13 protein-coding genes are annotated in these 11,455 nt (G+C 42.2%); 2 read left to right on the top strand and 11 right to left on the bottom strand.

Features of this window, described 5'->3' with window-relative positions; genetic code table 11:
• Positions 1-111: 111 nt before the first annotated feature.
• From BMMGA3_RS07420 to BMMGA3_RS17855, 4 genes are all read right to left on the bottom strand, one after another.
• Complete coding sequence (locus BMMGA3_RS07420; RefSeq protein ID WP_412151031.1) at positions 112-1,635, bottom strand: MDR family MFS transporter; 1,524 nt, start codon at positions 1,633-1,635, stop codon at positions 112-114.
• Positions 1,636-1,816: 181 nt separating this feature from the next.
• A complete protein-coding gene (helD, locus tag BMMGA3_RS07415; protein WP_004433834.1) occupies positions 1,817-4,159 on the bottom strand; it encodes an RNA polymerase recycling motor HelD in 2,343 nt (780 codons plus the stop codon).
• Positions 4,160-4,467: 308 nt separating this feature from the next.
• On the bottom strand, positions 4,468-5,994 hold the full coding sequence (locus tag BMMGA3_RS07410; protein WP_004433832.1) for a bifunctional ADP-dependent NAD(P)H-hydrate dehydratase/NAD(P)H-hydrate epimerase: 1,527 nt from the start codon (positions 5,992-5,994) through the stop codon (positions 4,468-4,470).
• A gap of 225 nt (positions 5,995-6,219) precedes the next feature.
• The gene (locus BMMGA3_RS17855; protein ID WP_004433830.1) at positions 6,220-6,366 is read right to left on the bottom strand and encodes a hypothetical protein; all 147 of its coding nucleotides are present in this window, start codon (positions 6,364-6,366) and stop codon (positions 6,220-6,222) included.
• A gap of 458 nt (positions 6,367-6,824) precedes the next feature.
• Here BMMGA3_RS17855 and BMMGA3_RS07405 point away from each other — a divergent pair, with 458 nt between their 5' ends.
• Together BMMGA3_RS07405 and BMMGA3_RS07400 are read left to right on the top strand one after the other, a co-directional pair.
• Positions 6,825-7,964 (top strand): CapA family protein, encoded by a 1,140-nt coding sequence (locus BMMGA3_RS07405; protein ID WP_004433827.1) that lies wholly within the window; start codon positions 6,825-6,827, stop codon positions 7,962-7,964.
• Between the two features lie 171 nt (positions 7,965-8,135).
• Positions 8,136-8,426, top strand: a complete 291-nt coding sequence (locus BMMGA3_RS07400; protein WP_004433826.1) for a HesB/YadR/YfhF family protein — start codon at positions 8,136-8,138, stop codon at positions 8,424-8,426.
• Positions 8,427-8,528: 102 nt separating this feature from the next.
• Here the strand turns inward: BMMGA3_RS07400 and BMMGA3_RS07395 are convergent, their stop codons facing one another.
• The 7 genes from BMMGA3_RS07395 to BMMGA3_RS07365 form a co-directional block, all read right to left on the bottom strand.
• Positions 8,529-8,819 carry a hypothetical protein gene (locus tag BMMGA3_RS07395; protein WP_004433824.1) on the bottom strand — a complete coding sequence of 97 codons (291 nt, stop codon included), beginning with the start codon at positions 8,817-8,819 and terminating at the stop codon, positions 8,529-8,531.
• Between the two features lie 23 nt (positions 8,820-8,842).
• On the bottom strand, positions 8,843-9,265 hold the full coding sequence (locus BMMGA3_RS07390) for an acyl-CoA thioesterase (protein WP_004433823.1): 423 nt from the start codon (positions 9,263-9,265) through the stop codon (positions 8,843-8,845).
• Positions 9,266-9,371: 106 nt separating this feature from the next.
• Positions 9,372-9,605 (bottom strand): small acid-soluble spore protein Tlp, encoded by a 234-nt coding sequence (gene tlp, locus BMMGA3_RS07385; protein WP_004433821.1) that lies wholly within the window; start codon positions 9,603-9,605, stop codon positions 9,372-9,374.
• 151 nt (positions 9,606-9,756) lie between these two features.
• Entirely contained in the window at positions 9,757-9,900 is a 144-nt protein-coding gene (locus tag BMMGA3_RS07380; RefSeq protein ID WP_004433820.1) for an acid-soluble spore protein N, read from the bottom strand.
• Positions 9,901-9,964: 64 nt separating this feature from the next.
• Positions 9,965-10,096 (bottom strand): FbpB family small basic protein, encoded by a 132-nt coding sequence (locus BMMGA3_RS07375; RefSeq protein ID WP_004433816.1) that lies wholly within the window; start codon positions 10,094-10,096, stop codon positions 9,965-9,967.
• A gap of 162 nt (positions 10,097-10,258) precedes the next feature.
• Complete coding sequence (locus BMMGA3_RS07370) at positions 10,259-10,672, bottom strand: hypothetical protein (RefSeq protein ID WP_004433814.1); 414 nt, start codon at positions 10,670-10,672, stop codon at positions 10,259-10,261.
• 163 nt (positions 10,673-10,835) lie between these two features.
• A complete protein-coding gene (locus BMMGA3_RS07365; RefSeq protein ID WP_004433812.1) occupies positions 10,836-11,354 on the bottom strand; it encodes a peroxiredoxin family protein in 519 nt (172 codons plus the stop codon).
• Positions 11,355-11,455 lie beyond the last annotated feature (101 nt).

Below are 11,455 nucleotides of genomic sequence, written 5' to 3'. Positions count from 1 at the left end.
AAGTAAAAAAGGCGCGTTCCTACAGGAATGCGCCCGTTTGAGTAATAAGACCTCTAAAAAAATCAATCAAAGCTGTTTTTCTATTCCGTCTTATATCATGTTGCTCAACCTTTATTTTGTAGCAGCATAGACCTCTTTCTTCTCCTTATCCCGCTGAATTCGACCGCCGCCGACAAAGGAAGCTGTCAGGACGCCGAGAGCGATAATGCTCAATCCGACAATGAAGACGAAGCTGAAGGAATCGGTCCAAGCGTGCTTCACGTAACCGACGATCTGTTTGGTAAGCTCCTCCGGCATCTTCAGTGCTCTTGGGGCGATCATCACGCCGAATAGACTGTCGGTGTTCTCCGCAAGCTTTGCCAATACCAAGTGGACAGCCTGGTTGGAAGCGACATCCGGATCTGAGAGCACCTGCTTCATATTGTCATTAATGCTGTGGTTCATCACCACGTTAAACAGCGTGACCCCAATGGTACCCCCGATGGACCGGAAGAAGGCGGCGGCCGAGGTTACGGTGCCGAGCTGGCTTTTCGGGAAGGCTTCCTGAACCACAATAGTCAATGTTGGCATGACGAGACCCATGCCGATTCCGAGAATGATCATATAAAGGTAAGTGATAAACAAGGAAGTGTCCACACCCATGGTGCTCATCAGATAAAATCCCAGCGAAGTAATCAGCATCCCCGCAACCAGCACATTCCGATACCGGGTGCGCAGAAGGATCTGAGAACCGATTATGCTTGCGGCGATCAGGGAGATCATCATAGGAGTCATCGTAGAGCCAGCTTTCGTCGGCGATACTCCCATGATGGCCTGCATGAACATCGGAACGAACATGATTGCGCCGAACATGCCCAGACCCAGCAGGAAACCCAGAACGTTCGAAACGGCGAATACGCGGTTTTGGAACAGCTTAAGATCGAGAATCGGTTCTTTGGCCCGGCGTTCCACCAAGCCGAACAGAATGTACAAAACGGCGGATGAACCGAAAATACTGTAGCTGGCGGCAGAATCCCATGCAAATTTATCTCCCCCGAAAGTTAGTCCAATCAGCAGCAGAACCAGTGCCGGAACAAATACGGCAATACCCAAGTAGTCGATTGGAGCATCGGTGGTGCCTGCCGCTTTTTCCCTCTTCAATCCAGCAAAAATCAGAATGCCGGACAACAAGCCAAAAGGTACGTTAATTAAGAAAATCCAGTGCCAGCTGACGTGATCCACAAGGAAGCCACCGATAAACGGTCCAACGATGGAACTTAAGGCGAACAGGCCTCCGAATACGCCCTGCCATTTGGCCCGTTGCTCCGCCGAGAAGATATCCCCTATGATCGTCTGGGACAAAGGCATGATCATGCCGCCTCCCAGGCCTTGCAGGCCGCGGTATAGCACCAGTTGCTGCATAGTAGTGGCAGTAGCGCACAGCCCCGAGCCCAATACGAAGATCAGAATTCCCAATAAGTATAGAACCCTTCTGCCGAACATGTCGGATAGCTTGCCGACGATCGGTACCACCGTGGTAGATGTAATAAGGTAAGCCGTCGTTACCCATGCGAAAATCGAAAATCCGTTCAACTCGCTGACGATGGTCGGCATGGCAGTTCCCACAACGGTTTGCTCCAGAGCGCTGAAAAACATTCCAAGTATAAGTCCCAAAAGGACTAGCTTTCTGTTGACTCCTGATTGCTCTTTATCCACTTTAATTCCTCCGTTTAAGTTTCTGATAGAATGGCCAGTTAATTTTGGATTATTCAAATTGCAAAACCCCATTTCTATTTCTAATTACTGTGTGCATTTAAGACTCCCGACCAGTCCCGTGTTAACTCGGGCTCAGAAGTAAACTCCCCGGCGCAACGTTGCGCAAAAAGAGGCTCGGTTCGCCTACACTGTAAAGATGCAAGTGATGCATAGCCCGAGTGCAAGCGGTGTAGAACAATCTGTGCAAGCTTTCATCGCCGTATACATGCGCCGATGCGTCATAAATGATGACGGCGTCGAATTCGATGCCTTTGGCCAAATACGCCGGTATAACGACAACGCCTTGTTCATATTCGATCGAGCCGCTTTTCACGAGCTTAATTTCTTCAACGCTGCTCAGTGCGTCGAATGCGGCGATGCTTTCCGCAGCGGATTTGCATATAATCGCAATCGTATTATACCCCCGATTCCGCAATTCTGCGACTTTTGAAGCAATGCAGTGATGCAGTTCGGAGTGATCAGACACTATCGTCAGCACAGGCCTATCGCCGTCGCGTTCAAAAGCGGCAATTCGTTCGCCGCCGGGCACGAGTCCGCGCGTAAATTCGACGATCGGTCTTGTGGATCTGTAGCTGCGGGTCAAGGTTATCACATCCGTTTCATCCGGCCCGTATAAACCGGTAAGCGTGTGGAAATCGACCGTTTCACTGGCATGGGCGAATATCGCCTGGTTAAAGTCGCCGAGCACGGTCATCCTTGCCGAAGGAAACAAACGCTTCAAAAACTCGAATTGAAACGGAGAATAATCTTGCGCTTCGTCTACAAGCACATGTTTGATCGAGACGTTCGTCTGAAAGCCTAGAATCAGCTCTTTCAAAAATAAAAACGGAGTTGCATCTTCGTAAAACAGTTTGCCTTCGTCAAGCATTTTCACAGTCAATAGGCAAATATCCTCCCACTCCTCGGGTGTTTCCCCCTCCATCCACAGTTTGATCCGCGTTGGATCGGCGAAAAGTTGCTTGTATATTCCCTTAATGTCGATGAAACGAAGCTTTCGGATCTGTTTGCGCAACGGCTTCAACTTTTGGCGAACGATCAATTGGCCTAACGCTTCGATCTCGTTCTCATAATTGTCTAACGTTTCTCCTTTAAAGCTGCGTTTTTTCCGTAAGTGGGTATAAGCCTTATGGTAATCCTCGTTGCTAAGCAGCTCGATTTTTTCCTGTACCCATGGCTTGGTCCGTTCAAGCTTCTCAGCTTCATCTATTTGCTTGTTTAGCCAATCCGTCAACTTCTCAAGTCTGTTGTGAAATCGGAGCGAAGTGTCGCTGCTATAAAACCTTTCTGCGATTTGTTTGGCAGTGACGATCGGTTTTCCTCTGAATATAATATCTTTGAATAGCACGCCGGATAATTCCAGCGACTTCCAGTATGTTTTGATCGTCTCGAAAAAACGGTTCGATGCCTTGAGTCGGATGCTCGCAGTCCTAGTCCGGTATGAAGGGTCATCCGTTGCAGTCAACACATATTCCAATTGCTCGTATGGACCCTCGACTTGAAATTCTTTGCTCAGCCGATGATCCAAGTATTCCTGGAATGTGACCTGCAGCATATTCTCTTCGCCAAGTTCTGGCAACACATTGGATACGTAGCTGTTAAACATCGAATTAGGTGAAAATAGAATGATTTGATCGGCTTTCAGCCTATCCCGATACTTGTAGAGCAAGTAAGCGATCCGCTGCAGGGCGGCCGATGTCTTGCCGCTGCCAGCAGGGCCTTGAACAACGAGCAGCCGCCCGCGATCGTGCCGGATGATCCGGTTTTGTTCCCGTTGAATGGTGGCCACTATGCTTTGCATATGTTTGTCTGTGACTTTGCCAAGGACCTGCTGTAAAATCTCGTCTCCAATGGTGAGACTGGTATCGAACATCGATTTGATAACGCCGCCGCGGATGATATATTGCCACTTTTTCTCCAGCATGCCACGGATTACGCCTTCGGGCGTAGCATATTCGGCCGGACCGGGAGGGTAATCGTAGTAGATACTAGAGATCGGCGCCCGCCAGTCGTAGATAAGGATGTTCTCTCCGCTTGTATCCGTGAGAGTGGAGATGCCTATATAGATTCGTTCAGCAGTTGAAGTCCTTTCTTCAGTGAAATCGATTCGTCCGAAATAGGGCACCTCCTGCATGCGGCGCAGCGTAGACAACCTCTTGAATGCTTGTCTGTGGGTGCTCTGGCTTACGGACAGATGCTGAGCCTGTTGTCTTAAGCTGATGATCGTCTCAAGAAAATCATCGAAAGTATCTATATTAACCTTGACGTCATCCCAAAAGTGTTTGCGGATATCAACAACTTCTTTCCGATGCCGAGAGGTTTCGTTTTCCAGCATGCCGATTTGCTCCGTGATTATCTCCATTATGCTGTCCAATCGTTCTTTCTCCTGCCGAAGTTCTGTACTCATATCAAGCACTCCTTTAAAAAAATGAAAATAGGGGTTGACAAAAGGGGGATTTATATTATATAGTTATAATAGGGTTATTATTTTTTATAAATATAAAAATGTATTACTATATTAATTTATCATAGTTTCCCAATTTTATCAATACATTAACCACCTCTATGATGGTTCGTACTTGCTGCAAAATTAAAGTAATAAAAATATCCCTAACTCCTCGAAAGAGTTAGGGCTTTTATTTTCGCGATTTTTTCTTTTATTTTTTCATATGTAAAGGAAACACTGTTATAACCCTTTTGACTAGCTCATGAAGATTACTGTTTTTCTTGCACAAAAGAAAGCACTGCCGGAATTGCTTCGATCATATCGCTGGCAAGTACGTCCCATTGAGAATGGCCGCGCGAGACAAGCCAATCCGCAGCTTTGCCATGCACCCAGACGGCATTGCTGATTGCGGCTTGAGCCGAATCGTGCTGCATTAAAAATGCAGTAATCATTCCCGTCAGCACATCTCCGCTTCCCCCTTTCGCCAACGCTGGATTTCCGGTTGTATTGACATATTGTGAACCGTCTGGCGCAGTGACAATCGTATACGGTCCTTTTAAAACGACATAGATGCCGTATGCTGTCGCCAATTTCTTTGCTAAGCCAAACCGATCTTGTTCGACATCGCGAACCGACATATGAAGCATACGCGCCATTTCTCCGGAATGCGGGGTGACCACTGTTGCCGCTTTTCGTTCACCGATCAGCGCGTCGTATTCGTCCCAGAAAAAGAGCGCATCAGCATCAATAACTAGCGGAACTGGATGCTGCAATATAGTACGGACAAGCTGCCGTGTGCCATCCGTTCTTCCCATTCCCGGGCCAATCGCGATCGCATCGATATCGAGCGCCGACAAATCTATGGCGCCGGAAAACGCCCCGTCCCGCGCCGGACATGGATAGTACATGGCTTCTGGAATACGGTTAGCTACAACAGAATAAATGTCATCCGGCACCGCCATCGTTAACAATCCCGCTCCGCTTCGCAGCGCCGCTTTGGCCGTAAATGTTACCGCTCCTGTCATCTTCCGCGAACCGCCAATCACTAAGAGTTTTCCGTACGTTCCTTTATGGGATGACCGTTTCCGTTTTGGCAGCGTCCGAACAACATCGTCCTCTTTCCATACAAAACGGGATGCGGCATTCCTCTTAACAGCAAGCGGCGGAATACCGATATCGACAATAAGCAGTTCGCCGTAAAAGTCTGCTGCCGGAAACGTATACGCCCCTAGTTTCGGACATTGAATCGTAATCGTGACATCGGCGCAAACAGCGGTTTCGACCTCTCCTCCGTCCGCCGCCGTTCCGCTCGGAAGATCGATCGCATAGACAAATGCGCGAGATCGGTTGACAAGCTGAATGATTTCTTTATACGGCGACCGTACCTCCCCTTTAATTCCAATACCAAGCAAGGCGTCAATGATGACATCGTATTGTAAAATATGTGAGGCAAAAACTTGTTCATTTCCCGCATATGGTTTCCAGTCATAACCGGAACGCTCATACACCTCAAGTGCCGTTTTCGCCGCCCCTTTCACCTTTTCTTTTGGAGGAACGAGCCATACATCCACATCATAGCCATAGCTTTTAAACATCCTTGCGATAACCAATCCGTCGCCGCCGTTGTTGCCTTTCCCAGCTAGCACCGCTACACGCGCTGAACGGGGAATGCGTTTTTGCAGCACATGAAACAGTGCCTGTCCAGCGTTTTCCATCAATGAATCGGCGCTGATCCCGATTTGTTCAGTCGTGCATCGGTCGATTTCATACATTTCTTCGGCTGTAACGAGATACATCTTTATCACCTCATCAACATAAGTAGTTATTTATTGCGTTTCATTACTTTGTCTCCCTGAAAAGAGAAAACACCTGTAATAATTTTTTCATGGAAGCCGGAACGAAAACAGTAACAAAAGCGATTGCCGTTTTTTTGGCAACCGCTTTTTTATAGTCAGGAAAAATTTCTTATACAAATACAAATCTTCCTCTTTCCGAAGGTTTTATGATCCACTTTTCGAGGTTTATGAGCCAACCCTGATCAATTGAAAACGCCCATTTCCGAATACATCTTTTACGTAATCAAGCTTCGTATGGTCAAAATAGACGAAATCCTTGCTATGAATGAGGATTTTAATATCATCAAACTCATATATTTGGTCATTTGTCAACGGCTGCTCTTCCAGAGACAGCTTCAGCTGAGGCCCTCCTCAGCCAATGCCCATTGTAAGCCTGACATAAAGTTCTTCTTGTTCGTGCTGTTTTTCTTGTTGAATGACTTCTGAAAGAACCTTATGTGCAGATCCTGTCATTTTAAACATGATATCACCTCAAGTACTTTTATCAGTTTTAACATCATTATATAACATACCATTGATAAGGATAGAATAATCGATACTTTTTGAGAATAATCCTCAGCATATTAGACTTCAAGTTTTAACATACAACTTCGATAAATACAGAACTTATATAACCTCATCCCCTATACATTTCTATTGATTTACCTAATGCTGTATTCTTTGTAACAATCCGTCTAATAAAGTAAAGTATTGTCTTTTTTTATTTTTTGATTATATTGAATATAAATAATATTGAGTTTGATAGATTGCTAGAATAAGGAGATTTTGCTATGAAAAAGAAAAAATTTCTTGTTTATGGGTGCATGTTATGTGCTTTCCTCCTGCTTTCTTCGATTTTACTTCTTATCAATATGCATTTTGAAGAAAAAGCAAAAGCAAATAACGTACAATATGTTGCAAAAATGCATGCAGCAAGAACAAGCGTCCCCGTTGAAAAAAAACTAGTTGAAAAAGCCACACTTGCAGCGATAGGCGATATTTTGATTCATGATTGGCTATATGAAGATGCAAAAACGCAAAACGGTTATGATTTTAAGCCTATGTTAAAACAAGTTAAACCCCTTCTTTTAAAGCCCGATCTTCTCCTTGCAAACCAAGAAACAGTGTTGGGAGGAACTGAACTCGGTCTTTCTAGTTATCCGATGTTTAACAGTCCTCAAGAAGTTGGAGATGCATTCATTGATGCAGGTGTAGATATTGTATCCACTGCAAATAACCATTCATTAGATAAAGGAGAAAAAGGTATTCTTGCTGCGATTAATTACTATCACAAAAAAGGCCTTCCGTATGTAGGAAGTTTTAAAGACCAGGCGGATCAGCAAACTTTGCGTATTTTAAATGCAAACGGCATTCGGGTCGCTTATCTGGCTTATACATTTGGAACAAATGGCATCCCGATTCCGTCCGGTAAAAAATATCTAGTTAATTTGATTGACGGGCAAAAAATGAAAAACGATATTCAGAGGGCGAAACAGAAAGCAGATATTGTCGTTATAAGCATCCACTGGGGAAATGAGTATCAGCGCTTGCCAAGTGATAAACAAAAGCGGCTCGCACAGTTTCTTTCTAATGAAGGAGCCGATATCATCTTTGGACATCACCCTCATGTACTGGAGCCGATGGATTGGATTCAGGCAAAGGACGGGCGGAAGACGTTTGTTGTCTATTCTCTTGGGAATTTTTTATCAGGACAAATATGGGATTATAAGGATATCGGGGGGATTGCTTCTATTGATATAACAAAATATGTCAGTCCTTCAGGAACAAAAATAGAATTGTCCAATCCTCAATTTATCCCTACCTTTGTCAAAAGTACACATCGAAGAAATTATCATATTGTTCCACTGCAAACAATTGGACCAGCAAAATACAAAGAAATAATGAACCATATGACCCAATGGCTCCGTTAACAAGACGGAGCTGCTTATTTTTCTTAGGACATTGTATATAAAATTAAAATAATCGTTTACTTTTCCAATAATACATCTTTTTGACGATTTTAAAAAAACTGTTCAGTTTTTTCGCGTCACTTCTTTTTATCTTTTATAATAATAGTAGTTGCCACAGAAAGGATGATCATGTTGAAGATTCAAATCAGTGATGAAGCAGCTGCATGGTACAAGGATGAAATGTTCTTAAAAGAAGGTGATTTTGTTAGGTTTTTTGCCCGATATGGCGGGTGCAGCACTGTTCAGCAAGGTTTTTCTTTAGGCGTGTCAAACGAGGAACCGATTGACATTGGTGCTGAAACAAAAAAAGATGGAATCACTTTTTATATAGAAGAAAAAGATTTATGGTACTTTGACGAGAATGATCTCCTGATCGAATTTAATTCTAAGCTCGGAGAACCTGAATTTCATATTTCTAAATAATAATGAAATTGAAAGGCTGACTTAGAGGTCTGACTCCCTCCTATTCGAATTGTGTTGTATTGGAGGATTCTGATCCTTTTGCTTTTAAGCCAGCCTTTTGTTTTACCATATATGATCATTTAGCCCCTCTTTTTCGAGAATCTCCATTTGTTTATCTCCAAGCAAATCGAAATGAGAGTAGCCGTCGTTTCTAATATGTATCCATTCTGGTTTCAACTCATATTTTTCTCCCCATTTTATTAATTTTTCAATATCGTTGCAGCCTACTTTCGTCACTGTTTTGCAGCCAGGAAAACGGTCATCCAGCCAATAATGTGTTAAAAACGCAATTTTTCCGCTTTCAATCTCGACTTTCCAGCGGCGCAGCTCTTCTCTTGTAATTCCAAATGCCAACGCCAGTCACCCTTTGTTTTAATTTATCTTTTTTTTTTCGCTTTTTCATATGCATTGTGCCAGTCAGGAAGCATTTTTTTGATTGCGATCGGACGGAAAGAATCCTTTTTTACACACACATGCGTTGAAAGACCGGTTGCAGCCAATTCTCCTGAGCCGTTAAAAATTTCGTACCCATACGAAACGCGAAATCCATCGTATTCTTCAATCCATGTTTTCACCGTTGCTTTTTCACCGTAACGGACAGCCTTTTTATAAGAGGCCCGAATGTCAATGACAGGTGCGAGGATGCCTTCCTTTTCCATGTCTGCATATTTAAATCCAAGATCTTCGATCAATTTTGTTCTGCCAATCTCCATCCAAACCAAATAATTCGCATGATAGACGACACCCATTTGATCGGTTTCAGCATAACGAACATCAAATTCTGTTGTAGATACCAGCATGTCTATTCCCCATTTCATTTACTTTTCATTTATGTATATCTTATCACATTTAGTTTTGTTCTCTAAAAAAATAACCTTGCCAATGGCAAGGTCGAAGATGATCAAGTTATTGGTTGTTGTTATTCTGGGCACGATATTCATCTTTTATTTCAGCACGCATTCCCTCTATACTTTCACGGCGGCGTTCATTCTTTGCTTCAATTTGCGCCCGCTCTTGCTCATTTGAAAATTCCAATGTAGCTTCTGCTTCTTCCATATTTTGAATTGTATTGAAAATCATCGATTGAAGCTTTTCCACGTTATCACTGCGGTCATCTGGATTCGGTTTGTTATTTGCCATTAAAATTCCTCCTTAGTAATCTGGATGTTACACATTATAGTTTGTTTCAAAAACAAAAAAATTTTCGAGGAAAAAAGCGGTGTTTTATCAAAAATAAAAACCCGCCAAACCGGGGGTATCTTTTGGCGGGGCTATTGCATGAAATTAAGTATTATTCACCTTTCGTCTGAATTACTTGTGCATGCTGGCCGGATTTGTCCTGCATTTGCTTTCCTTTATTGCCTCCAAATCCACGGGGCTGGGTACCAATATGGTTAGGTACAAAATGCTTTCTGCTTCCTTTAGGATTACTCATTTTATCCCTCCTCCTTTTAAGTATTTACCTTGAAAGAAGGATTCATAAATGGAAAAGGATGTGATTATTCTGCTTTTCCAAGCATTTTTTGTTCAAGCCGTTCTTCAATTTTTTCTAACGCATCTCGGTCATTCAATAATTGTTGTTTATTTTCAGAGACTAGCTCTTTAAATGTACGTTTCCTTGGCTTTCTCATCACGATCACCTTCCTTTACTATTATTTTAACCATTATTATGTCCATAAACGATTTAAATTATTACAACTTTTTGAAAATTTAGTCCCTTCTCATATTTTTTATTTTTGCATCAGGTTCCAGAAAAAGAGCAAAAAAAAAAAAAGCTTAGCGGGAACTAAGCTTTAAAAATCTTTGTTTTCAATCTTTTGGCATCTAGCTTTTAAAAAATGACTTACAAACACTAATAATAATGCGGTTACTGGTAATACTGTCAATATTCTTGTTAATACTTCCTGTGTTATTTCTTTTCCTTCTATAACAAGAGTGCAGTTAACTGGAACAAAAAGGATGAAAAATAAAAGTCCGCTTTTCGAAATGACTTTAGAAGCTCTTTCAGAATTTCCGCCGAAAAATAATAAGTACAAAACAAACGGAGCAGAACATAAAAGAGCAAGGTATAAATAATTGAGGTCAGAAAAACCTCCGTCCATGAAATATTGTCCAAATAAAAGGCGCAGCAGAATAGACGTTCCATACACAAGTATAAAAATACCTGCAATACTTGACACTACTAAGAAGCCTTTAGAACGATTCATCATTTTTACTCCCTTTCATTTGATTTATAGTGTTACAATTAATAAATATTATTAAAACCCTAAATTTATTCGAATCTTTTGTAAATTTAAATAACCAAAAAAAACACAGCCATTTGCTGTGCTAAAAAAGTTGATTTTTTATTGTAAATTTCCCTGTGCTCTCTTATAAGACTTCTGTGAATTGTTTCATTTTATCAATGGTCATTACACCTAAGAATTTATTTCGAATTATTCCTTTTGCATCGATAAAATAAGTAGTTGGAATCGTTAAGATTTGATACCTCTTGTTCACTGAATCATCTTCATCCAATAGAATCGGAATAGTCATACCCATCTCATTTGCAAACCGTTGAACATCATATTGCGGATCGACATTCACTGCCAGGATGACAATATCATCTTTATTCTCTCGATAAAATTGTTCCATCTCAGGTATTTCCTCTTTACAAGGAGGACACCACGTTGCCCAAAAATTCAACATGACTTTTTTGCCTTTAAATTGTGATAATTTTACAGTTTCACCGCTTAATGTTTTTATTTCAAAGTCAGGTGCTTTCACTCCTGCTTGCAAGCCCGAATAATTTTCTGTTTGTATTGCTTTCTCCTCTTTTTCCATTGCTTGTACGATTGCAACAGTCAGCATTGCGAACAAGGCCACCGCAGCAAATACCTTCTTAAACATGGCTGCTGCTCCTCCTTTAAGTCCTTTTTTTCACTAAATGTATTTTACCCAAGTAAATAGCTCGATATGTCAAATAAATAATGCCTCGCCACCCGCGGCAA

This window comes from Bacillus methanolicus MGA3 (assembly GCF_000724485.1).
Classification (GTDB): domain Bacteria; phylum Bacillota; class Bacilli; order Bacillales; family Cytobacillaceae; genus Bacillus_Z; species Bacillus_Z methanolicus_A.
The sequence above is the reverse complement of the archived record's forward strand: the minus strand, read 5'-3'. Positions and strand labels throughout refer to the sequence as shown.

Excerpts from the sequence above, each read along its gene's own strand:
- BMMGA3_RS07420 (WP_412151031.1), bottom strand. The coding sequence starts at position 1,635 with ATGTTTTTCAGCGCTCTGGAGCAAACCGTTGTGGGAACTGCCATGCCG.
- helD (WP_004433834.1), bottom strand. The coding sequence starts at position 4,159 with ATGAGTACAGAACTTCGGCAGGAGAAAGAACGATTGGACAGCATAATG.
- BMMGA3_RS07410 (WP_004433832.1), bottom strand. The coding sequence starts at position 5,994 with ATGTATCTCGTTACAGCCGAAGAAATGTATGAAATCGACCGATGCACG.
- BMMGA3_RS07405 (WP_004433827.1), top strand. The coding sequence starts at position 6,825 with ATGAAAAAGAAAAAATTTCTTGTTTATGGGTGCATGTTATGTGCTTTC.
- BMMGA3_RS07390 (WP_004433823.1), bottom strand. The coding sequence starts at position 9,265 with ATGCTGGTATCTACAACAGAATTTGATGTTCGTTATGCTGAAACCGAT.
- tlp (WP_004433821.1), bottom strand. The coding sequence starts at position 9,605 with ATGGCAAATAACAAACCGAATCCAGATGACCGCAGTGATAACGTGGAA.
- BMMGA3_RS07380 (WP_004433820.1), bottom strand. The coding sequence starts at position 9,900 with ATGAGTAATCCTAAAGGAAGCAGAAAGCATTTTGTACCTAACCATATT.
- BMMGA3_RS07375 (WP_004433816.1), bottom strand. The coding sequence starts at position 10,096 with ATGAGAAAGCCAAGGAAACGTACATTTAAAGAGCTAGTCTCTGAAAAT.
- BMMGA3_RS07370 (WP_004433814.1), bottom strand. The coding sequence starts at position 10,672 with ATGAATCGTTCTAAAGGCTTCTTAGTAGTGTCAAGTATTGCAGGTATT.
- BMMGA3_RS07365 (WP_004433812.1), bottom strand. The coding sequence starts at position 11,354 with ATGTTTAAGAAGGTATTTGCTGCGGTGGCCTTGTTCGCAATGCTGACT.